The 21650-nt window shown below is 39.7% G+C and carries 23 protein-coding genes and 1 pseudogene; 19 read left to right on the top strand and 5 right to left on the bottom strand.

Going from position 1 to position 21650, the window contains the following annotated elements:
- Positions 1-58 precede the first annotated feature (58 nt).
- From QM629_RS08150 to QM629_RS08135, 4 genes are read left to right on the top strand one after another with little or no spacing between them, the layout of a single operon-like run.
- Complete coding sequence (locus QM629_RS08150; RefSeq protein WP_415159013.1) at positions 59-865, top strand: energy transducer TonB; 807 nt, start codon at positions 59-61, stop codon at positions 863-865.
- 34 nt (positions 866-899) lie between these two features.
- Positions 900-1133: a hypothetical protein gene (locus tag QM629_RS08145; protein WP_415159011.1), complete on the top strand. Its 234-nt coding sequence runs from the start codon at positions 900-902 to the stop codon at positions 1131-1133.
- 7 nt (positions 1134-1140) lie between these two features.
- Positions 1141-2091 carry a PstS family phosphate ABC transporter substrate-binding protein gene (locus QM629_RS08140; RefSeq protein WP_415159009.1) on the top strand — a complete coding sequence of 317 codons (951 nt, stop codon included), beginning with the start codon at positions 1141-1143 and terminating at the stop codon, positions 2089-2091.
- Positions 2091-3845: a tetratricopeptide repeat protein gene (locus QM629_RS08135; RefSeq protein ID WP_415159007.1), complete on the top strand. Its 1755-nt coding sequence runs from the start codon at positions 2091-2093 to the stop codon at positions 3843-3845. The genes QM629_RS08140 and QM629_RS08135 overlap by 1 nt, the downstream gene beginning before the upstream one ends.
- 222 nt (positions 3846-4067) lie before the next feature.
- Here QM629_RS08135 and QM629_RS08130 read toward each other — a convergent pair whose 3' ends face one another.
- A complete protein-coding gene (locus QM629_RS08130) occupies positions 4068-4328 on the bottom strand; it encodes a ThuA domain-containing protein (protein ID WP_415159037.1) in 261 nt (86 codons plus the stop codon).
- A gap of 158 nt (positions 4329-4486) precedes the next feature.
- The gene (locus QM629_RS08125) at positions 4487-5170 is read right to left on the bottom strand and encodes a DUF1345 domain-containing protein (protein ID WP_415159006.1); all 684 of its coding nucleotides are present in this window, start codon (positions 5168-5170) and stop codon (positions 4487-4489) included.
- Positions 5171-5306: 136 nt separating this feature from the next.
- Here QM629_RS08125 and QM629_RS08120 point away from each other — a divergent pair, with 136 nt between their 5' ends.
- On the top strand, positions 5307-5921 hold the full coding sequence (locus QM629_RS08120; protein WP_415159004.1) for a hypothetical protein: 615 nt from the start codon (positions 5307-5309) through the stop codon (positions 5919-5921).
- A gap of 81 nt (positions 5922-6002) precedes the next feature.
- Here the strand turns inward: QM629_RS08120 and QM629_RS08115 are convergent, their stop codons facing one another.
- A complete protein-coding gene (locus QM629_RS08115; RefSeq protein ID WP_415159002.1) occupies positions 6003-6449 on the bottom strand; it encodes a hypothetical protein in 447 nt (148 codons plus the stop codon).
- 28 nt (positions 6450-6477) lie between these two features.
- Here QM629_RS08115 and QM629_RS08110 point away from each other — a divergent pair, with 28 nt between their 5' ends.
- The 4 genes from QM629_RS08110 to QM629_RS08095 all read left to right on the top strand — a co-directional run bounded on the left by QM629_RS08110 (position 6478) and on the right by QM629_RS08095 (position 9960).
- Positions 6478-7902 (top strand): tetratricopeptide repeat protein, encoded by a 1425-nt coding sequence (locus tag QM629_RS08110; RefSeq protein WP_415159000.1) that lies wholly within the window; start codon positions 6478-6480, stop codon positions 7900-7902.
- Positions 7903-7970: 68 nt separating this feature from the next.
- Positions 7971-8735 carry a phosphosulfolactate synthase gene (locus QM629_RS08105; protein ID WP_415158998.1) on the top strand — a complete coding sequence of 255 codons (765 nt, stop codon included), beginning with the start codon at positions 7971-7973 and terminating at the stop codon, positions 8733-8735.
- A gap of 1 nt (position 8736) precedes the next feature.
- Positions 8737-9468 carry a shikimate dehydrogenase family protein gene (locus tag QM629_RS08100; protein ID WP_415158996.1) on the top strand — a complete coding sequence of 244 codons (732 nt, stop codon included), beginning with the start codon at positions 8737-8739 and terminating at the stop codon, positions 9466-9468.
- Positions 9469-9579: 111 nt separating this feature from the next.
- Positions 9580-9960 carry an START-like domain-containing protein gene (locus QM629_RS08095; protein ID WP_415158994.1) on the top strand — a complete coding sequence of 127 codons (381 nt, stop codon included), beginning with the start codon at positions 9580-9582 and terminating at the stop codon, positions 9958-9960.
- Between the two features lie 88 nt (positions 9961-10048).
- Here the strand turns inward: QM629_RS08095 and QM629_RS08090 are convergent, their stop codons facing one another.
- On the bottom strand, positions 10049-10726 hold the full coding sequence (locus QM629_RS08090; RefSeq protein WP_415158992.1) for a hypothetical protein: 678 nt from the start codon (positions 10724-10726) through the stop codon (positions 10049-10051).
- Positions 10727-10938: 212 nt separating this feature from the next.
- On the opposite strand from QM629_RS08090, the gene QM629_RS08085 reads away from it, so the two are divergent.
- From QM629_RS08085 to QM629_RS08075, 3 genes and pseudogenes are all read left to right on the top strand, one after another.
- Positions 10939-11313, top strand: coding sequence for a helix-turn-helix domain-containing protein (locus QM629_RS08085; RefSeq protein WP_415158990.1), 375 nt, complete (start codon positions 10939-10941; stop codon positions 11311-11313).
- A gap of 301 nt (positions 11314-11614) precedes the next feature.
- Entirely contained in the window at positions 11615-11905 is a 291-nt protein-coding gene (locus QM629_RS08080) for a nucleotidyltransferase substrate binding protein (RefSeq protein WP_415159035.1), read from the top strand.
- A 27-nt stretch (positions 11906-11932) separates the two neighbouring features.
- Positions 11933-12181: pseudogene (locus tag QM629_RS08075) on the top strand (nucleotidyltransferase family protein); the annotation flags it as partial.
- A gap of 86 nt (positions 12182-12267) precedes the next feature.
- Here QM629_RS08075 and QM629_RS08070 read toward each other — a convergent pair.
- Positions 12268-12864, bottom strand: a complete 597-nt coding sequence (locus QM629_RS08070; protein WP_415158988.1) for a hypothetical protein — start codon at positions 12862-12864, stop codon at positions 12268-12270.
- A 26-nt stretch (positions 12865-12890) separates the two neighbouring features.
- On the opposite strand from QM629_RS08070, the gene QM629_RS08065 reads away from it, so the two are divergent.
- The 7 genes from QM629_RS08065 (at position 12891) to QM629_RS08035 (ending at position 21623) form a co-directional block, all read left to right on the top strand.
- Positions 12891-14333, top strand: a complete 1443-nt coding sequence (locus QM629_RS08065; protein ID WP_415158986.1) for an LptF/LptG family permease — start codon at positions 12891-12893, stop codon at positions 14331-14333.
- 79 nt (positions 14334-14412) lie between these two features.
- Positions 14413-15423 (top strand): cation diffusion facilitator family transporter, encoded by a 1011-nt coding sequence (locus QM629_RS08060; RefSeq protein WP_415158984.1) that lies wholly within the window; start codon positions 14413-14415, stop codon positions 15421-15423.
- Between the two features lie 54 nt (positions 15424-15477).
- Positions 15478-16638, top strand: a complete 1161-nt coding sequence (locus QM629_RS08055; RefSeq protein WP_415158982.1) for a DUF4105 domain-containing protein — start codon at positions 15478-15480, stop codon at positions 16636-16638.
- Position 16639: 1 nt separating this feature from the next.
- The gene (locus QM629_RS08050; RefSeq protein ID WP_415158980.1) at positions 16640-17446 is read left to right on the top strand and encodes an alpha/beta fold hydrolase; all 807 of its coding nucleotides are present in this window, start codon (positions 16640-16642) and stop codon (positions 17444-17446) included.
- Positions 17433-20048 carry a T9SS type B sorting domain-containing protein gene (locus QM629_RS08045; protein WP_415158978.1) on the top strand — a complete coding sequence of 872 codons (2616 nt, stop codon included), beginning with the start codon at positions 17433-17435 and terminating at the stop codon, positions 20046-20048. The genes QM629_RS08050 and QM629_RS08045 overlap by 14 nt, the downstream gene beginning before the upstream one ends.
- A gap of 165 nt (positions 20049-20213) precedes the next feature.
- On the top strand, positions 20214-20669 hold the full coding sequence (locus QM629_RS08040) for a hypothetical protein (RefSeq protein WP_415158976.1): 456 nt from the start codon (positions 20214-20216) through the stop codon (positions 20667-20669).
- On the top strand, positions 20670-21623 hold the full coding sequence (locus tag QM629_RS08035) for a hypothetical protein (protein ID WP_415158974.1): 954 nt from the start codon (positions 20670-20672) through the stop codon (positions 21621-21623).
- Positions 21624-21650: the final 27 nt, after the last annotated feature.

Genomic DNA, 21650 nt, shown 5'->3' with positions numbered 1-21650 from the left:
GCATCTTAAATACAGAGCGCTCTGTAACAATATTTATTCATCATTAAATTTTCACTGTATGCTGCCTGAAAAAATTATGCAGGGTGATTTGCTTGATATACTCTTTGAAAACAGGAATAAAACCTATGGTGCGTACGCACTAAGAAAATCGTATAAGAAAACCATATTGTATGCCACGGGTATTACTTTTTTAATGGCAACTGTTTTTTCTTTTTTACAGTTTATGCATCATAAAAATAATGTTATGCCGGCAGGCCCTGTTGTTTTTATTCCTAACCAGGAATTGATAAAAGTGGATGTTCCTAAAAATCCGGAACCTGTTAAAACTAAACCGGCTGAAAAAAAATTTAACCGGAAAATATTTTCAGCGCCGGTAATTGCTGATGATAATGTAAAAACGGAAATGCCGACCCTTGAAGATTTAGACAGGAGTATAATCGGAACACAAAATATTATTGGCGCAGATGATGATGGCTCTATTAAACCGCCTGTGGAAACAGGCGCTGGTAAAGGAACTTACGGGGTAAAGCCTGAACCGGTAAAAGATGATAAACCATTGATTACAGCACAGGTTATGCCGGAATATCCGGGTGGGATGGAGGCGCTTAAAAAGTTCATGCTGAAAAATGTAAGACAACCCGATGATTTGCAGGCCGGAGAAAAAATCATTGTAAGGGTATCGTTTGTTGTAAATAAAAACGGGCAAATTGAGGAGGTAAAAATCCTGAACAGCGGAAGAGAAGACCTTGATAAAGAAGTGATAAGGGTGATTAATAAAATGCCGCTATGGGAACCTGGCAGGCAAAATGGCACTGCTGTTGCAGTATATTTTAATTTGCCTGTAACATTTATGAGTGAAGAATAAAAAATATTTTATATTGCCAACTTTGAATTTATAAATGAATAATGATTTCGAAAGCAGGCGCCGTAAAAGCTATACGCAAATGCGCATGATTTATGATTTAACCATGGCCGGCCTTATGATTGGTATGTCTGTTATACTTTTTTTTGGCGATAAAATCGGATTGGATTTAATTGCAGGCCTTGATTCGCTTATACGTTATGGTTTTGGCGCATTGTGTTTATTGTATGGGGGATTCAGAGTGTACCGTGGCATAAAACACGACTATTAATTTTTGAATGATGAGCGAGCGCAGGCTTTTTATTGGTTTTTATACAAGTGTTTTTTTATGTTTGGCCTTTGTAAACTGCAGAAATAAAGTTGACAAATACGATTCGCCGGTAAAGGGTACAATTTTTATAAGCGTTGATGAAAGTTTTAAGCCCGTAATAACGGAACAGATTAAAGTGTATGAATCATCGCATCCGGAAACGCATATTGAAGCAAGTTATAAATCAGAAGCCGATTGTTTCAGGGATCTGCAGAAAGACAGTACAAGAATGATAATTGTTTCCAGGGGCCTGAACGAGGAAGAAAACGAGTATTATAAACAGAAATTATCGTTTAAAGTACAATGGGATATTTTAGCTTACGATGCCATTGTGGCAATTGTAAACAAACATTCAAAAGACAGTCTCTTTACTATCAATAAACTTAAAGCGTATTTAAGCGGAAAAGATACCGCCAAACTGGTTGCTGTGGATGGGAGGAATGCCACAAGTACTGTACGAATGTTAAAAGATTCTTTATTAATGGGAGCAGAATTTGGAAAGAATGTGATGGCCGCGCCGGATAGTAAAGACTTAATCAGTTACGTTTCATCCAATGAAAACGCTATAGGCTTCATTGGTTTTTCATGGGTTGGGGATGAGGATGACCCTGTGCAGAAACGATATAAAGATTCTATAAGGTTTGGCCTGGTAGAATGCAAAAATTGCGGGGAAGGAATATATGCAAGGCCTTCGCAGGCAACAATTTCAGCAGGGGAATATCCTTTGGTACGGCCTTTGTTTTTTGTGTTGAAAGAAAACACCTTAGGGTTAGGTTCAGGTTTTGTAAACTTCTTAAGCCTTGAGCGGGGACAATTAATATTCAGAAGAAGTTATCTTGTGCCGGCAAAAATGAATTTTACGGTAAGAAAATCCATGATGGAGTCAAATACAAATCTCATAAATAAAACAACGGAATAATGAAGAAAACTATCTTATCTCTTGTTACTTTCTTAAGCGCGTACGCTATTGTTTCTGCACAGAGCATTGACGATGGGAAAAAGTTTCTGTATTACGAAAGGCTTACAAGCGCTAAACAGGTATTTCAAAAACTTGCAGCGGGCAATAAAGATGCACAGGCCGTTTACTGGCTTGGACAGGCTTACCTGGATGCAGAACAATTGGATAGTGCAAAAATTGTATATCAAAATGCTTTGAATGCAGGTCTTAACGATCCGTGGATATGGATTGGCAGCGCCCATGTGGATGTATTGCAGGGCGGAGATATTAATGCGGCCAAGCAAAAATTTGAGCAGGCAATAACTGCAACTACTAAAACCAAAGGAAAAAATAAAGGGCCTGACCCTGATATCCTGGATGCAATAGGTCGTGCCATGGCTGACGGGGGCAGTGGTGTAGGCGATCCGAACTATGGCATTGATAAATTAAAACAGGCTGCAGCTATAGCTCCTCAAAATCCAGACATCTTTAATAACCTGGGCGTATGTTACCTGAAACTGGGCGGCGATCATGGTGGCGAGGCTTTTGAAGCTTTCAATAAATCAACTACCGCCAGCCAGCAGTATGCCAGAGGTTTTTACAGGATAGGCAGGATATATCAAAGCCAGCGCAACCTGGAGTCTATGAATGAATGGTATGGAAAAGCAATTGCCGCAGACCCTGCTTTTGCACCGGTTTACCTTCAGTATTTCGAATTTTATTCTGAAACCGATGTTTCTGCCGCAAAAGAATATCTGGATAAATACATTGCCAATGCAGATAAAGATTGTAAAACAGAATATTTCGTAGGCAACTATCTTTTAAGGGCCGGCAAGTACCAGGAATCATTGCAGAAAGCAAAGGATATGGAAAATGGCGGCTGTGCCAATTATACAAGACTAAATGTTTTATATGCTTATAACTATGATAGATTAGGCGATTCGGTACAAGCCAGAACATATATCCAGAAATATTTTGCAACAGCCCCGGCAGAAACCATCCAGCCTGATGATTACGCATTTGCAGGAACAGTGCTGGCTAAATTCCCGGAGACAGGAGACAGTGCAATTGCTTATCTGCAAAAAGCTGCTGCCATAGATACTATAAAAGAAGAACAGATAAAGTTTTTAACAACAGCAGGGGAAATTGCAGCAAAAAACAGCAAATTTTCACAACAGCTATCCATTGTTAAGCAAATGGAAGCCTTAAAAGGTGGTAAGCTTTCCGAAACAGAATACTTTACTTTGGCAAAGGCTATTACTGATGCAAAAGCGGCAGATGCCACTCATACGTTTGATTCTTCAAAATACCTTGTTGGCGATTCTGTTATACAACTGTACATAACCGCTTATCCGGATAAACCGCAGGGTTATTCATTCAGAACGCGTTTTGCAAAAATGACTGATGCTGATACCACAAGGGGGCTGGCTGTAGCGCCCATAGAACAATACAACGACTTCCTGTCAAAAGATACCGGCGCTGATAATAAAAAGACAGCGTACTTTAATTATTATTATTTGTTGATTTATTATGCGCAATATGCCAGCGATATACCAAAAGACCAGGAATATCAAAAAGCAATTGACGTAACTGAAAAGATGAAAGCTTTATATCCTGATCCTAATTCAGAGGAATATAAAAATGCAGATGGTGCAGGAAAACAATTACAGGCTGCGCTCGATAAATTTAATAAATCAAAAAACAGCGGCAGTGGTTCCGGCAAAAGTCAGAAATAGTATCATCTATCTATATTTTAAAAAACCTTTCAGCAACGAAAGGTTTTTTAATGTGCATAAGCCATGCCGGTAAACCATAGAAAAGAAGGATCAGGCAGGACACGTTTTTAAAATGCATCGGCTTTGAGCGTTTATTTGTTTCTCCCCATCCAGAGGATGGTATTACGCCAGGTATTGGATTTATATTCGCCTGCGTCCATAAATTCATTAAGAATACAAGTTTCAGTTTTGCGGGTAACCGGAAGGCGTTAAGGCAATGCCAGAAAAATGAAAGCCTATCCATCCGCCGCCTTCTTTCATATATGCTTCAAAAGCCAGGCGCAGACGCGGATCTTCGGGCCTTGTATCCAGAAAAATAACAATTTTATATTGCTTTAAAAATCCGGTGTTCAGTTTGCTCCAGTCGTTGGTTGAGTCGTAAATGAAATTGTATTGCCTGGCAATTTCAGGAAACCATTTGTTTGCCTCATGTACAAAACTTATATGGGCAAGGTCTTGTTTTGCGGTATAAAAAGCCAGTACTTTAAAAGGCGGGTTGTTTTTCTGCGCACTTGTTTCAACCAGGGAAAAGCAGGCAAGTAGAAAAAAATGATGGATGGTTTTATGTGCAATAATTTCATGTAAATCCAGATATAAGAGATCTACCTTTTAAGCCCTGCAATAAGATTGATGGTAAGCGCTACAACAAATGTGTTAAGCACAAATGATAACAGGCCGTGAAACAATACAATCCGCCTTATTTTGGGAGAGGATATTTCAATATCCGAAACCTGGAAGGTGCAGCCAATTACAAAAGAAAAATAAGCAAAGTCGAGGTAGTTTGGTTTTGCATCTCCGGGAAATTCAAGCCCGGCCGCATCTTTACCTGTATTATGCTTATCGTCATCATAATAGATGTGTGCATAATGAAAAGTATAGATGGAATGCACCATTATCCACGAAAGCATCATGCCGCTTACAGACACAGGCAGGTAAAGGCTTTCTTTTACTGAGCCCGCCTGCTGCGAAAGCATGAGCAGTAAAATAGTGAACATGCCTGCCAGCGATGAAACTACTATCAGTATAAAAATAAATATAGCGCTTCCATCATCTTTCTTTGCTGTTTTTCTTATTTGGGCAACCGGTCTTTTTACAATAACTATCCAGCTTAAAATGAGATAGCATATTGAAAATATATCCCATATAAGCATTATGTTTATCAGGAAAGGCGTTTTGTGAAAAAGAAAAAGAACGGTAGCGCTGATGATCAGGCTGATGGCAATTCTTTGCAGAGGGTGCATTTGTAAAATATAACTGTTACGGCCATTTTCTTGTTTTGCCTGCATAAATTGTTTTGCTATACTTAAGCCGAAGGTAAAATTAAATGTAATGCTTTCTTAAAAATGTGCTTATTATTAAGCCGCAGGCTATTGCTTAAAATATTGCGTGTTAAATTGCAGGTATAAGATGCTGTAAATGCTTATGAAAAGAATAATCATCATCATACCGGCGCTTATTTTATGTATGGTTTCAATTGCACAGGACCAGAAAATAATTTCTGACTGCACCATTTTCTTCTCTATAAACAGCTCTGATTCAGAGCATCCGGATATTGGTTCGAAAACCATTTTTATCAAGGGAAAACAGATGCGTGTTGACCTGGAGACCAGGGCTTTTAACCAAACGCTGTTTTATAACAGCGGTACAGGAAGTGCTACCGTTTTAAAGGAGATAGGGGTATCAAAATATATAGCCCAGTACAATGCCGGCGAATGGAAAAGATCGAATCATATTTATGATAGTATTACAGTGACACTGAACGATTCTGAAAAAAACATTCTCGGTTATCATTGCAAACAGGCGGTACTTACTTTAAAAAATGGGGACACCTATAAAGCGTACTATGTGCCGGGGCTTATTCCTTCAATTATGGAAATGCCTTTTGAAGCGAATAATATACCGGGCATGGTGCTTGAATATGAATCAACCAATAAACGCAGGGAAAGAATAACGTATTCGGCGCAAAACATTGACTTTAAACCGGTAGCTACGCACCAATTCGATATACCCCAGGCCGGTTACAGGGTTTTGCACTAAAATTTATACAATTGAACTTTTAAAAGATTATAAGACCGTTCAAAGTAAGCGATGATTACCTAAAATATAACTGTAGCGGCATTAATGCGTGTTAGGAGGCGTGGGCGTTTTAAAGAAAGGCGTTTTTACCTTGTATTTGTATGGATAAACATAGGAGGTATTGCCGTTTTCCATACGTATAATTGACTGGCCTTCAACCGAATTTTGAGAATTTATCTGGTACAGGCTGGAAGATCCCTTATATTGAAATTTAGAAAGCGTGAAACTTGGGTAAGCCGTATTTTTAAAAGCGTTCCGGTTGAAATTTTTAAGGCTAATATCTGTAGTGTCGGCTTTTTTAGCTTTCGTGCTATTATCCACAAAAGAAGCGAATGCCCGCATACTAATCACAAAAGCCAGCAGCAGCATTAGTTTTTTTGGAGATAAAATCTGTTTCATGGCGCAAATATACAACTTTAACATGAAATATACTTTTTTATAACGGAAATAATTATCTTTTGTTACATAAGTTGGAAAATATATTTTCATTCTTTAATTTTCCGCAACCTTCACGCCTATGCACGACCGTCCTTTTCGCGGAAATACAGATGAGATTGATGATTTGATCAGGCAATACGAAGATTTGCGGGCCGGCAAAAAATCATCTTTTCTCGAAGAAGAATCCTTCGAAATATTAATTGAGCACTTTAATGAGAAGAACAGTTTTCATAAAGCGCTTGAAATAGCGGAAACCGCACTTGATTATTTTCCTTATTCGGGTGACCTTTTTGTGAGAAAAGCCGACCTGCTTATCGCTATCCACGATTTTAAAGGCGCTTTGGATACACTAAAGCAGGCTGAGCTTTATGATCATGACAATATAGACATATATATCCTGAAGACAGATGCATACCTGGCATTGGACCTGCCACAAAAAGCCGCCTCATTGCTGGAAGAAGCCCTGCTGACCTTTGAGGGCGATGACAGGCTTGACCTTTTGTTTGAGCTTGCCGATGTATATGACGATTACGAGGAATTTGACAAGGCTTTCGATTGTCTTGTATTAATTCTTAAACAGGAACCGGCCAATGAGGAGGCGCTGTATAAAATTTGTTTCTGGACAGATTTTACAGGCCGCAATGAAGAAAGCATACGGCTGCACCAGGAAATAATTGAAGATCATCCCTATTCAGAGCTGGCCTGGTTTAACCTGGGCTCGGCTTACCAGGGCCTGAGATTGTTCGAAAAAGCCATTGATGCTTATCAATATGCAGTTGCCATAAATGATAAGTTTGATTACGCTTACCGCAATATGGGAGATGCCTATATACGGCTGCGCAGGTATAAAGATGCCATAGAAGTGCTTGAAAAAGTGGGAGAAATAACCCGGCCTGAAGATGTGATATTTGAAGCCATTGGCCATTGCTATCATAAACTTGGCAAGTTTGCATCAGCCCGTTTTAATTATCGCAAAGCGAGCCACATCAATTCCGGCGATAGCAAGCTTCAATATAAAATAGCGCTCACTTATGTTAATGAACAAAAATGGAACAAGGCAATCACCCACCTTGAAAATGCCCTGCGCATTCATAAGAATGTGCCTGAGTATAACCTGGCCATGGGGCAATGTGTATTGCAGCTTGAAAATTATAAAGACGCCGTGCATTATTTTAGCATGGTGGTAAGAAGCCGCCCTAAGAATGTGCGTGGCTGGAAAGCGCTTATAACCTGCCTTTACCGGTCAAAGTATTTTGAAGAAGCTATTCAGCAATGTATTGCCGCCCTGAGAGTTACCGAAGGCAAGCCGTTAATCCATTATTTATACAGTGCGGTTTTATTTGCTGCCGGCAGGCAAAAAGATGCTTTGGCGCAGCTGGAAGCCGGCCTTAAAAAATCGCCGTCCCTGGTAAAAAGCTTTGTAGAAATATACCCATCCATACTTCAAAATACCTGTGTGGTTGATTTGTTAGCCCGTTACAGGAAAACAAAACGCAAAAAATAAGTTGCTTTTTTTATTACACATCATAATAATACCTCATAACCTTATTTTTGCGACCCAAATAGGTTTGCATGAATTTTAATCTTACTCAAATTCCTGAAAGGAAGCAGAAGCCTCGTGCAAGTGGAATAACAATGATAATGGATAAGGGGCTTAGCTTTGAGGAAACAAAAAATTTCTTAAGTATTTCCCATCCCCACGTAGATATTTTAAAACTTGGTTTTGGAACGGCGTATGTTACGCCAAATCTCAGGGAAAAAATAGAAGTCTATCAGTCATATAATATACCTGTTTATTTTGGCGGCACTTTGTTTGAAGCATTTCTTATTCGCAACCAGTTTAACGACTATATAGAAATATGCAAGGATTATAATATTAACTACATGGAGGTAAGCGATGGTTCTATAACCATACCACATGCTGAAAAATGTGGGTATATAGAAAAGCTCGCAAAATACGGAACCGTGCTAAGCGAGGTGGGCTCCAAAGATGAAACAAACATTTTTCCGCCATATAAATGGATAGAATTAATGCGGGCAGAACTTGAAGCTGGCTCATCCTATGTAATTGCAGAAGCAAGAGAAGCAGGTAACGTGGGTTTATATCGCGGCACCGGCGAAGTAAGACAGGGTCTGGTGCAGGAAATTCTTACCCAGATACCTGCCGAAAAAATTATATGGGAAGCTCCCCAAAAATCACAGCAATTGTATTTTCTTGAATTGCTTGGCGCTAATGTGAACCTTGGTAATATTGCGCCCGCCGAGGTTATAGCGCTGGAAGCCATGCGGCTTGGACTGAGAGGCGATAGTTTTCATTTGTTTTTAGATAAAAACTAATATGCGGCAATTTGGCTTGATTGGCTTTCCGCTCTCGCATTCTTTCTCTCAAAAATATTTTGCAGAGAAGTTTCTGAAAGAGAATATTAAAGATGCGGAATTCCTCAACTTTTCCATCCCTTCCATTGCAGATGTTGAAACTGTTTTTAAAGAACATACCAGGTTGCAGGGTCTTGCGGTAACCATTCCCTACAAAAAATCAGTTATTCCTTATCTTGACAGCGTAGATGACGCTGTTAAAGAAATAGCCGCCTGCAATTGTATAAAGATCAGCGCCAACGCAAAAACAGGCTTCAATACCGATATAACCGGCTTTCAACAATCATTTATAAAAGGCTTGGAACCGCATCATAAAAAAGCGCTGGTATTAGGCACCGGCGGCGCTTCTGCCGCTGTACAATATGTGCTTAAAAAACTTAATATTGAATATTTGCTGGTTTCACGAAATGGCTCTGTAAAAACAATTACCTATAATGATATATCTCCGGCCGTATTTATTGAATTTAAAATTATTATTAACTGTACACCGCTTGGAACATACCCGGATGCGGGCAATGCGCCTTTGTTACCTTATGGTTTATTAACGCCTGAGCACTACCTCTACGACCTGGTATATAACCCGCCGCTTACCAAATTTCTGCAATATGGAAGAGATGCGGGTTGCACCATTAAAAACGGGCACGAAATGCTTGTGCTGCAGGCAGAAGAAAACTGGAAAATATGGAACAATTAATACATATTGCAGAATAAAAACAGTTATGAAGGAGTTTGCGAAAAAAATTTTTACGCTAATAATAATTTAATATTATTGCAAACTCTGAAAAGCACAAATTAAAGTTGCATCATGCAAAAAAAACAGATTTTTACCCTTGAGTATCCTGTACGTTGCTCGCCAGGTATTCTCTATGGATTTTTATCAACGCCGGCAGGCTTGGGAGAGTGGTTTGCTGATAAAGTTGATGAAAGGGACAATGTATTTATTTTTTCATGGAATGGTTCTGTTGAGAAAGCTGAAGTGGTGGATTCTGAACTGGATAAATTTATCCGTTTTCATTGGCTTACTGCGCCAAAAGATGAATACTTTGAATTCAGGATTGAGAAAACCGAAATTACCAATCAAACTATACTGGTTATAAAAGATTTTGCAGAAAAAGGCGAGGTAAAAGACCAAACCCAGCTTTGGGAATACCAGGTAAAAGAACTCTTTCATCGCCTGGGCAATTAGATTTTGGTGCTGAGATATTTTGGTTTAAAGGATAATGTAAATTTGAAAGTGGCAGGCGTTTTTTTATTATTTACTCCTGATTCCTCTTTTAATGGTAAGGTATTTTCTTTCCTGCTTTTTTTGTGGCCTTATCAACAATATCAACAAATTTCTTATTTAGCCTACTAAGTTTATTATTATAACTGTAGAGTAAATAACCCGTAGTGCCGTCAACCAATTTTATGTTTAAATCCGCTCTATTGGTCGGGGAGCAAGCCATCATAATTCCCAAAGGTGTTAAATATGGGAAAAATATTATCGCATACGTAATTCCTAATCCAATATTCTTTTGGGAAGAAAACACATAATTGGACTCTATAATTGCATCAACACCCAATGCTTGTGCCAATTGTTCGGGTGCCATGCCACAATCTCCATTAGGACAATTTATTTTTAACAATATTGCATTAGTCTTTTCAATGTCTTGGATTTCAAGATGCATTTTACCTTTTCTAACGAATTGAAGCAATCTGCTATATTCTTCATTTTGAGCATTTTGGGACTCAATTACTTCTTGTTCTTGCTTGGCTTTTCTTTTTTCGTCATTATCCCTTTTCCTTACTTCTATTTTTACCTTTGGAGGAATAATAGCAACTGTATTATGCTTACTTGTGTAACGTGTTGCATCTTTTTTAGTGTAAATTTTTGCTGAACAGGAAGTAAATAGAATTACAATAACAGCAGGAATTAGAGTTGTTCTAATTTTTAAAAAATTGATTTGTAACATAAAATAAAAAACTTTGGTTTAACTAATGCATCGGTTGCGTTGCTATCGTTTCAGTATCTCGTGCATTTGTTGGGATTGTTACTAATAGCACAAGTTGCACAATGCTCCATTTTCGCTTTAAACTAAAAAATTTTTTAAAGCGATATTTTATCGGCATTGCAGATATTTTATCAAAACAATCTGTTTGGTTCGATATTTTATATTTTTACCTTATGGAAACAATAGGACAACGTATAGCACAGCAACGCTTAACTAAAAGATGGACGCAGGAAAGGCTTGCATCTGAATTAGGTATTACGCAAAGCGTTTTATCTGATATTGAAAATGATAAAGTTTCCCCCAAATGGGAAACAATTGTTTCTACTGCTGAAAAATTAGAAGTTCCTGTTTCTTCTTTGCTTCCTAATTCTGAGAGCAATATTTTGTATCAACCAAGTATGAATGATAATTCTATCGGATTTGTTAATCATTATAATTCTCTCATAGATGAACGCAAACTTTGGGAAGTTTTATTACATGCAAAAGATGAATTAATAAGCAATCAAAGATTATTGATTGAAATGTTACAATCCCAAATTAAGAAGTAAGGGTTATACAAAAGATATTTTCCCCGTCCTGATTGTATATGCTTTGCATAGCAGGTTCTTCGTTATATAGCATTAGACTTTGATATTACATAATTATTAACCCTGGGAAAGCAGCAAATTTGCAATACAATTAGTAAGCGTTAATTTGCATTAGTCAGTTTACGTATTATGAATATTGATACCACTTATCTGGAACGTTGTATTGCTGCTTTAGATAAAGCATTGGTGTTGCTTAAACAATCAAGCCCGGGGAATATTGACTATGATTTGTAGCGTTCTGCCTGTGTGAAAAGAGTTTGAAATTATTCTCGAGCAAAGCGGCAAATTGCTTCGCAAAACATTGAAGCTTTATTGTTCTTCATCCAAAGCTGTTGACGGGCTGGTTTTTAAAGATGTGTTTCGCCATGCGGTAAAGCATAATATTATTGATGCAGACGCCTGTGACAGATGGTTTACATACAGAGATAACCGGAATAATACAGCACATGATTACGGCGAAAGTTTTGCAGAAGAAACACTTGTTTTTTTGCCACAGTTTATTATTGATGCTTTAAATATTGCGGCCACAATAAAAAATTTAAAAGCCATTTAAAATGTTGTTAAGAGAAAAGATAAAAAAGCGTTGCTGCAAATTTTTTCATCTGTTAACGCTTCCATTGAGGTATGGGCTTATGGAAGCAGGGTAAATGGCACGGCGCATGATGGCAGCGATTTAGACCTTGTATTATTCTTTAATGAACAAATGCCAAATCCCGCTGCAGTTATGAATGCGCTTGCTGAAAAGATAAGAAACAGCAGCATTCCCATACTTGTGGAAATAAGAAACTGGTCGCAGCTTCCTGAAAATTTTAAGAAAAATATAGTATAGAACAGCAGCATGAAGTATTTTTTACCCGCCTTCAGCCTGCATGGAATGAGCCTGCCGGGAAATAAAAAATAAATAAGATAACTGCCCTACATCAGCAATGCCAGCAGGCGCCCATAGGCTCCTTCAAAAAATCCCGGCGCTTTATTCCATTCATTTAAAGAAAGTTTATCAGCTATTTTAATGAATGGCTTTTCCAATAATTCATCAATATCAGCTTCATTCAGGGGCTTATAATTACTTGTTTCAAAATGATGTTGCCACATATCATCATTAACCCCGGCAAAAAGATCACTGTTGAATTGCTGTTTCAAATTATGATGGATCGTGTTTTTGAAGTGCTCAAAATATTTTCCGGCCAGTTGCAGCGTAACACTGAAATAATTTCCCCACCAGAAAAAACTTCTTATGGCAAACACATCCCCTTTAAAAAAAATTCTTGGATAATCCATCATTACATAAGGAAGCTGCAGATAATTTTCACCTTTATAAATTTTGGGAGACGTATCAACTATTTCCCGGGGCAGCCAGGTTTTATTTTCAGCCAGCGTTGTTTTATAGCTTTCACTCAACGCACCAAATAAATCATATACCTTTTTTATGATACTATTCTTTGTTAAAATAAATTCGCTGTTTACAACCAGTTCCAATTCATTTTTTGAAAGCTCTACATTTGTGGCGGCCATAAGCATATTTTAAAACTTATTGCAAAGTGTTTAAAAAACTTGATATACTTATTGTTAAAGCATTTGTGGGGCCTTTTATTGCCACTTTTCTTATTTCACTGTTTGTATTGGTAATGCAGTTTTTCTGGCTGTATATTGACGACCTGGTAGGCAAGGGGCTTGATATAATTACCATTTTAAAGCTAATAAGTTATGTAGCTGCCACAGCAGTGCCGCTGGCATTGCCGCTGGCATTATTGCTTTCATCCATCATGACGTTTGGAAATCTCGGCGAAAGCTTTGAATTAGTGGCTATAAAATCGGCGGGCATTCCGCTGTTGCGGTTTATGGCGCCGCTGCTTATAGTTGCAGTGCTTATAAGCGGCGTTGCTTTTTTATTTGCCAATAATATCATACCTGTTGCTAATCTTAAGCTGAACGCTTTAAAATATGATATAATTGTTACCAAGCCTGCGCTCGATATTAAAGAAGGTGTTTTTTATGATAAGATTGAAGGCTTTGTAATTAAGGTTGGTAAAAAAGAAAAAGACGACAGCACCATTCACAATGTTGTTATTTACGAAAAGAATAATGGCCCGCAGGATGATTTCCTGGTGGCCAACAGCGGTGTAATGAAGGTAACGCCTGATAAACGTTTTCTTCAGTTTACATTGCATGATGGGTGGCGTTACCAGGAAAACGGGAACAAGTACAGTACCAATACAGATTTTATCAGGCTGGGCTTTAAAGATTATCAAAAAGACTTTGACCTCAGCAGCTTTCAAATGAATAAAACGGAAGACAGCCTGTTTAAGTGGGATCCGAAAATGCTCACCGTGCATCAGCTAAACCTGTCTATTGATTCCATAACCAAACTGAGAGATTCTAGTATTAACCGGTTAAAATCGCAGTTGCGGCCTGCGCTCATTTTTTTAAAATACCGGGACAGTGCCTGGATGCTGCCCGATTCCTTAAAAAACAAGCCCCTGAAAAATATGCGGTCAATTATCCCGGACAGCATGTCATCAACCGTGTATGAACGGGCATCTTCCTCGTTAAGCTCCATAAAAGGGTTTGTTGACCTTGCGCAGAACGAGTACAGCGAAAAGCAAAACTTTTTGCGTAAAAACCGGGTAGAATGGAATCGTAAATTTAGTTTATCATTTGCCTGCATTGTGCTTTTTATGATCGGGGCGCCGCTGGGCTCCATCATTCGAAAAGGCGGCCTCGGCTCGCCGCTGGTGTTTGCCGTTATTTTCTTTGTTATATTTCATTTGCTCAACACATTCGGAGAAAAATTTTCAAAGCAGGGTGTTACAAGTGCTGCTTTCGGCATGTGGCTTTCCAGTATTGTTTTGGTGCCTGTGGGCATATTTCTTACCTCGAAAGCCATGAGAGATTCGCAATTGTTCAATAAAGAATTTTATTTCAGGTTTTTCAAAAGGGTTAAATCAACTTTAAAAAAAACGCAGCCTGCTGATGAAGTCTGATCGCCCGATCCGTTTGTTTTCCGGGCGATGGTGACAGGCATTTTTCAAGACAAACATTATTCAATTCAACAAACTGCATTTGCAAACAGCACAACAAAATTTTAAGGTTCAAAAATGGATTACGGCTTTATCTGTAATACTTTTTGCGGCAAAGATCGTAGCCTATTATTTTACCAATTCACTGGCTGTGCTTTCCGATGCGCTTGAAAGCATTGTGAATGTTTTGGCCGGCTTTATAGGGCTGTATAGTTTATATGTGGCGGCAAAGCCGAAAGATGCAGACCATCCTTACGGGCATGGCAAAGCAGAGTTTGTTTCTGCTGCCGCCGAAGGATCGCTTATTGTAGCATCAGGCATACTCATCCTCTACGAAGCCGTCATAAATTTTATATCAGCCCGGCCGCTTGAAAAACTTGATAAAGGCGTATGGCTTATTGCGCTTACAGCCGTGCTGAATTTTATTGCCGGCCTGATTTGTTTAAAAATTGGAAAACGCAACAGATCGCTTGCTTTGCAGGCAAGCGGACGGCATTTAATAATTGATACATGGTCAACATTGGCTATTGTTGCAACGCTTGCCATTATTTTATTCACGAAGTTTTACTGGCTTGATAAGATAGTTGCCTGTATTATTGCTATTGCAATTATCTTTAACGGGTATAATATTGTGCGCAGATCACTGGCCGGCATAATGGATGAAGCAGATATGCAGTTGCTTGAACGGATGGTGCGGCTGCTTAATGAAAAAAGAAGGCCGGACTGGATTGATATACACAATCTGCGCATTATAAAATATGGTAGCATATTGCATATAGACTGCCACCTTACGCTTCCTTTTTATTTGAATGTACTGGAAGCGCATGAAGAAGTGGTGGCATTGGAAAATTTAATTATTTCTGAGTTTGGAGACCAGGTTGAAATGTTTGTTCATACCGATGGCAGCTACCCGGTAAGCTGCGCCGTTATATTTGATGAAAAGGGTAAATCTTCCTGTGTCTCTCTGCGGGAAAAGAAAGAATGGAAGCTGGAAAATATAATGAAGAATGAACGTTTTGGCATGTCGCAGATAGCAGCGAACGATCCGGTATAGTTTAATTGAATTGCTTAATATTGTTTGCAACCGAACCCGCTTATTTCGTTTTATATGAAGTGTTTTATTATCGGCATTTGTTTGCTTTTTATTTCACCTTTTATTAAGGCCCAGGCTAATAGTGCACATACGCGAATCAGCGTTATAACCTGCGGCCCGGGCGATGAATTGTATTCCTTATTTGGCCATACGGCATTGCGCATCATTGACAGCATGCACCATACGGATATGGTATATAACTGGGGCGGGTTTACTTTCGACCAGCCTAACTTCTATCTCAAGTTTATGCGCGGCAAGCTGTTGTATTATTCCTCCGCCGATGCATTCCCCGACTTCATGTATGAATATTTACAGGATCACCGCAGCGTGTATGAGCAGGAATTAAAAATAGATAGTGCTTCAAAACAAAAAATCATGGATGCCATTAGCTTCAACATGCAGGGCAATAACCGTTTTTATAAATACGATTTCCTGCTCGACAACTGTACAACGAGGGTAAAGGATATTGTGCTAAAAAATATTGAAGGCGCTGTTATACAGAATAAGATTGTTCCTGAAAATACCACTGCACGGGACCTCATACACCATTATCTTGAAAGAGGCGGCCAGCACTGGACGAAAATGGGAATAGACATCCTGCTTGGCAGCCGAGTTGACCAGGTGGTTTCAAACGATGAAGCTATGTTTATGCCTGCATTTTTTATGAAGGGCCTGGCAGAGGCAACAGATAAAGGCGTGTATTTGGCAAAAGATGCAACGGTTATATTAAAGGGAAATGAGGCAGACAGATCCTCCGGCAAATATGTTCCGCTTATTATACTCGCCATAATTTCCATAGCCCTGTTTTTCGTGTCCGGGCATAAAGCAAACTGGGCTAATAAGCTAACAAGTTTTACTGATGCTTTGCTGCTGTATATAACCGGCCTGATAGGTGTTCTTTTATTATTTATGTGGTTTGCAACAGATCATACAGTTTGCAAAAATAACATGAACCTGGTTTGGGCTTTGCCGTTTAATTTGCCTGTTGCGTTTTGTTTAATTAAAAAGCCTTCCTGGTTAAGTAACTATTTTTTTATAATAGCCGTTATCACAGCCGTATTTATTGTTACCTGGTTCTTCATACCCCAGCAACTAAACATAGCCCTGCTGCCTGTGGTGGTTTTATTACTATACCGTTATGCAGTCCTTTCCAATAAATACCGGAAAGCAGCTTAAAATGAAAAAAAATATTGCTTATAAAAATATTGTTTTGTCATATCATGTTTATGGTGAAGGTTTCCCTGTGGTATTATTGCATGGGTTTGCTGAAACATATACGATATGGCGTAATCAGTTTAATTTTTTAAAAGATTATTTTCAATTGATCGTGCCCGATCTGCCCGGCTCCGGCGAATCGGGATTGTTCAAAACCGGTAAAGGGAACTTAAGCATTGATGAACTGGCAGATAGTGTTTATGCAATAATTATAAATGAAAATATAGGCCGTTGCATCATGCTTGGCCACAGCATGGGCGGATATGTTACATTATCGTTTGCTGAACGATATGCTGATAAATTAAAAGCGTTTGGCTTTGTGCATTCAACGGCTTATGCTGATAATGAGGAGAAAAAACAAAACCGGCAACGCGCCATTGAAATAATGGAAGCCTATGGAAGCTATGCTTTTTTAAAGACGGTCACCCCCAATTTATTTACCGCAGCTTTTAAGGAAAAACATGCTGAAGTGGTAAAGCGTTTAATTGAAGACGGGAAGCATTTTAAAAAAGAAAACCTGCAGCAGTATTATTATGCCATGATGGGCCGGGCAGATAAAACCTATCTGCTCAGAAACAATATATCGCCTGTTTTATTTGTTTTGGGGGAAGAAGATATGGCTGCCCCCTTGAGCGATGTTTTAAAACAGGTGCATGAGCCTGAAATTGCATACATTCACATTATGAAAAACATGGCGCATGCAAGCATGCTGGAAGCGCCGGAAAAGCTAAATGCAATATTGAAGAATTTTATAGATGACGTGGCATAGGCATTTACATATTTTTAAGTTATTGTTTGTATTGGTATGTTTATTATCAGCACAAAAATCCTATGCAGATCATCTTAAAGGCGGCTGGATGAAATATACCTATACCGGTAAAACAGGCAGCACGCTTAATTACAAAATTTCCTTTTATCAGTATTCTGATTGCGACCAGGCCGAAAAGGTGGATGCAGGTATTTATCTTGCCGTATTTGCCGGTAATTCCACGTCTTCCTTAATGGTTAAATACGTTGCTGAAACAAGCTTGTCTAAAGAATCAAAAAGCGATTTCGGGCCCTGCTTTCAAAACCCGCCCGATGTATGTTATCTTGTGGCTGTATATACTACCACCATTGGCGTTCCCGAAAACGAAAGCGGTTATGTGCTTACGGTGCAGCGGTGCTGCCGCATTTCCGGCATTGAAAATGTGCCTTCGTCCAATACAGTTGGGCTAACTTATACCCTAAGCATACCGGGCGGAAGCAACAGTGAGGATAACAGCCCGGTATTTAGCTTCAATGATGCTTCTGCCATTTGCGTAAGCTCGCCTTTCTCCTTCGATTTTTCTGCGGAAGATATAGACGGCGATTCCCTCGTATATTCATTATGCAGCGGCTTAACCGGGGGCACCGAGTTAGAGCCCGTAGTAGAAGATCCCCCGGCGCCGCCATACAGTTCTATTTCCTATACATCTCCGTATTCAGGTTCCCAGCCGCTTGGCTCGGCCGCTTCCATTGATCCGGCAACCGGCATATTTTCCGGCACCGCCCCTGCAACCACAGGCACCTATGTAGCTGCCGTTTGCATTGACGAATACCGGAACGGTGTTTACATCGGGCATACAAGAAAAGAATTGCACCTTGAGGTTTCTAACTGTAAAACAGGCGGGGCCCGGTTAGATTCTTCCTATATATCCTGCGATGGCTTTGATTTTACCTTTGTGAATGGGGCAGGCACAAGCGCTGACTATACATATTTCTGGGATTTTGGCGTTACCACTTTAACCACAGATACTTCATCAGAAGCGCAGCCCACCTATACTTATCCTGATACAGGCGTTTACACGGTTAAACTAAAAGCGCAAAACACGGCCGGCTGCGAAGATTCCGCAGAAACGGAAGTGAAAATTTACCCGGGCTTTGCCACAGATTTTTCCATTGATGGCAGTTGCATCTTCAATCCATACAATTTCACAGACCTCACCACCACAAAATATGGTTATGTGGATTCATGGAAATGGTATTTTGGCGAAACCGGCACATTGGACGATACCATCCAAAACCCTGTTTATAATTATACAGATACCGGGCAAAAAACAATAACATTGATCTCAACCAGTTCCAAAGGTTGCATAGACACTGCTACCAAAGCGCTTGATGTTAGCACCGGTCCCGATGTATCTCTCGGCTTCAGGGATACGCTTATCTGCAGCATTGACACGCTAAGGCTGAATGCATCTTCCACCACAGCCGGCGCCACATTTAGCTGGCTGCCGGCATATAATATAATTGATGCCAATACCGCCAATCCTTATGTTTACCCAAAACAAACCACTGTCTATAATCTCACGGTAAATTATAAAGGTTGCGAAGCAGAAGACTCGGTTACCGTGAATGTTATTGATAAAGTATTGCTGGAACTGCCTGCCGATACGGCTATCTGTAAAACCGACAGCATACAGATTACGCCATCAACCAATGCACTTTACTTTTTGTGGCAGCCGGCAGACGGCTTAAGCAGCGATACCACAAAGGCGCCCATGGCTGCTCCTTTGTCAAGCACACAATATACGCTTACGGCTTCTGTAGGAAAATGCACGGCCACAGATGCAATGAACGTAACGGTAGCGCCATATCCCACTGCTGATGCCGGCAGCGATGTAAGTATTTGTTATGGTAATACAACCCAGTTGAATGCAAGCATTGAAGGCTCCGTCTTTTCATGGGCGCCGGTAAGCTCGCTTATTAATCCGGAAAGTTTATCGCCCATTGCCGGGCCGCAATCAACAACAACGTATGTGCTGTCGGTAACAGATACAATTGGCTGCCCCAAACCTGTAAGCGATTCGGTTGTGGTAACCGTTATTCCAAAAGTAATTGCTGATGCCGGTAACGATACGGTTATTGTAAGGCAGCAGCCATTGCAGCTTAATGCAACAGGCGGCACCAATTATGAATGGTCACCCTCATCTAATTTAAGCAATCCGTTTATAGCCAATCCGGTTGCAACATTTACAGACGGGCCCGATACGGTTACATACAGCGTGAAGGTAAGCACGCCGGAAGGCTGCTACAGTTACGACAGCATTAAGATATATATTTTTGAAACAGGCCCCGAAGTATTTATACCCACAGCTTTTACACCCAATGGAGATGGTGTGAACGATGTATATAAAATAACAGTTGCCGGGATGAAACAGTTTTCCTACCTGAGAATTTATAACCGCTGGGGCCAGTTGCTTTTCAATACCGGAACGCCAAACAAAGGCTGGGATGGCACATACAATGGCAATAAACAACCAAGCGGCACTTACGTTTACGTTGTGGCGGCAACAGATTATAATAACAAGCCTTACTTTAAAAAGGGCACTTTTGTTTTAATAAGATGATGAGCGGCTTGTATAAATCGCCAAACGCAAAAAACTTTGAGGGTTTGCGTATTGTTCCCTTTTTTCATAAATTACATTTCTTCTAACAGTTCTGAAAGTTTGTCCGTATAAGTATTTCTTATAATTTTCGTTTTAGTGGAATAATCTTTGAGATAAACCTTGTGCATGAAACAATCTGCCATACTGTTTTGTTTTTCTACGGCTTTTATTTTAATGGCTTCTTCCTGTAACAGTGTTTTGCAGAAAGACTATGAATTTCATTATTATCCGGAGAAAAATATATATTACGATGTTGGGAATAAAGAATATATCTATTCTTTAGACGGCGGCCAAACCTGGGATTCGCTGTTTGTGGCTTCCGGCAAAGAGCCTGCTACGCTTGGCAATAAACAGGTTTTGCACAGTGAATCGCATGCCATCTGGCTGAATAACGCTCAGCATGTTCAGCAATACAACGGTCATATAATAAATGTTTTGGCAAGCGATACGGCTGTATTAAACCAGGGCCTTGCAGCAGAGCGTAAAGTGAAAAGAACGGTAAATCCGGCGCCTCAAAATAAAGAGCCTGAAAAAAAACCCGGCTTTTTTAAGAGGCTTTTCGGTAAAAAAAATAAAGATTAGATGAAAACTAAAACTTCTTTCTGGCAGCGCATGGGCTTTCACGAATGGTTCCTTAAACGTGAAGCAACCTATAATGTAAAACAAACGCAGCCGCTTACTGCTGCTGATGTATATAAATATATTGTTCAGCGATTTGAAGATTCCATAAAAGAGCTCTCATTCGCTAACCGCGTTGTTTTCTTTCATGAATACATCGTGTGTTTTAATGAAGATGATTACAACCAGTTCGCGCAAAATAAAAAAGGCATTTTCGGGCTGATTGTACAGGAATGTATAAAACAGTTTTACAATATTCTCGAACGCTGCCACAATGAAGGAAAAATAGTAGCGCCGGCTTCCAATAAATGGGTGTTTCGTTTTGCAGCGCATCCTGAATATTTGCCCGGCGATAAAAGTGTAATCGGCAAACTAATGCCAGGCAGCCTGCAGCAGAAAAAAGAAAGTGTGCGCGTTACTTTCATTCCAAGGCAAACGGGTATTGCGGAAACCTTTGATGTAAACCCCGAATTACTGGATGGCTTTATCTTTTACAGCGACGGCTATTATGAAATTGCTTACAACCCGCATTTCCGCATGCAGGATACAGTTGTAAAAAACGGTGCGCCTAAGCTCCTTGCAAGGTTTGAGACGATTGTGCCTGATAAAGAATTTGCAGGGAAAAAAATTGAATATTACATGCGCGAACCGGATGTGCTTATTTCAGGTAAGGATGAAGCTGCTGATAAGGAAGATATTTTCCGCATACCGTCAGAATGGGTGAATACGCCGCATTTGCGCGTGAAATTTAATAAGGATGACCATAAATTTTATCTCGCTTCTTTTGGGGAAAAAACGCTGGTGAATGAAAATGAAGTAGTGGCGAGCGATATGGATAACCCGGTATGGGTTCCGTTGCCGCTTAATTCACGTATTGTGCTGAATGGTATTGTGGGCGTGAATATTTTTAAATCATGAACGTGAAACGTCAATCGTCAAACGTGA

It is taken from the genome of Parafilimonas sp., assembly GCF_047606085.1.
GTDB lineage: Bacteria > Bacteroidota > Bacteroidia > Chitinophagales > Chitinophagaceae > Parafilimonas.
Note: the sequence above shows the minus strand (reverse complement) of the source record. Positions and strands in the feature narration are given on the sequence as shown.

Excerpts from the sequence above, each read along its gene's own strand:
- QM629_RS08150 (WP_415159013.1), top strand. The coding sequence starts at position 59 with ATGCTGCCTGAAAAAATTATGCAGGGTGATTTGCTTGATATACTCTTT.
- QM629_RS08145 (WP_415159011.1), top strand. The coding sequence starts at position 900 with ATGAATAATGATTTCGAAAGCAGGCGCCGTAAAAGCTATACGCAAATG.
- QM629_RS08140 (WP_415159009.1), top strand. The coding sequence starts at position 1,141 with ATGATGAGCGAGCGCAGGCTTTTTATTGGTTTTTATACAAGTGTTTTT.
- QM629_RS08135 (WP_415159007.1), top strand. The coding sequence starts at position 2,091 with ATGAAGAAAACTATCTTATCTCTTGTTACTTTCTTAAGCGCGTACGCT.
- QM629_RS08125 (WP_415159006.1), bottom strand. The coding sequence starts at position 5,170 with ATGCAGGCAAAACAAGAAAATGGCCGTAACAGTTATATTTTACAAATG.
- QM629_RS08120 (WP_415159004.1), top strand. The coding sequence starts at position 5,307 with ATGAAAAGAATAATCATCATCATACCGGCGCTTATTTTATGTATGGTT.
- QM629_RS08115 (WP_415159002.1), bottom strand. The coding sequence starts at position 6,449 with ATGAAAATATATTTTCCAACTTATGTAACAAAAGATAATTATTTCCGT.
- QM629_RS08110 (WP_415159000.1), top strand. The coding sequence starts at position 6,478 with ATGCACGACCGTCCTTTTCGCGGAAATACAGATGAGATTGATGATTTG.
- QM629_RS08105 (WP_415158998.1), top strand. The coding sequence starts at position 7,971 with ATGAATTTTAATCTTACTCAAATTCCTGAAAGGAAGCAGAAGCCTCGT.
- QM629_RS08100 (WP_415158996.1), top strand. The coding sequence starts at position 8,737 with ATGCGGCAATTTGGCTTGATTGGCTTTCCGCTCTCGCATTCTTTCTCT.
- QM629_RS08095 (WP_415158994.1), top strand. The coding sequence starts at position 9,580 with ATGCAAAAAAAACAGATTTTTACCCTTGAGTATCCTGTACGTTGCTCG.
- QM629_RS08090 (WP_415158992.1), bottom strand. The coding sequence starts at position 10,726 with ATGTTACAAATCAATTTTTTAAAAATTAGAACAACTCTAATTCCTGCT.
- QM629_RS08085 (WP_415158990.1), top strand. The coding sequence starts at position 10,939 with ATGGAAACAATAGGACAACGTATAGCACAGCAACGCTTAACTAAAAGA.
- QM629_RS08070 (WP_415158988.1), bottom strand. The coding sequence starts at position 12,864 with ATGGCCGCCACAAATGTAGAGCTTTCAAAAAATGAATTGGAACTGGTT.
- QM629_RS08055 (WP_415158982.1), top strand. The coding sequence starts at position 15,478 with ATGAAGTGTTTTATTATCGGCATTTGTTTGCTTTTTATTTCACCTTTT.
- QM629_RS08050 (WP_415158980.1), top strand. The coding sequence starts at position 16,640 with ATGAAAAAAAATATTGCTTATAAAAATATTGTTTTGTCATATCATGTT.
- QM629_RS08045 (WP_415158978.1), top strand. The coding sequence starts at position 17,433 with ATGACGTGGCATAGGCATTTACATATTTTTAAGTTATTGTTTGTATTG.
- QM629_RS08040 (WP_415158976.1), top strand. The coding sequence starts at position 20,214 with ATGAAACAATCTGCCATACTGTTTTGTTTTTCTACGGCTTTTATTTTA.
- QM629_RS08035 (WP_415158974.1), top strand. The coding sequence starts at position 20,670 with ATGAAAACTAAAACTTCTTTCTGGCAGCGCATGGGCTTTCACGAATGG.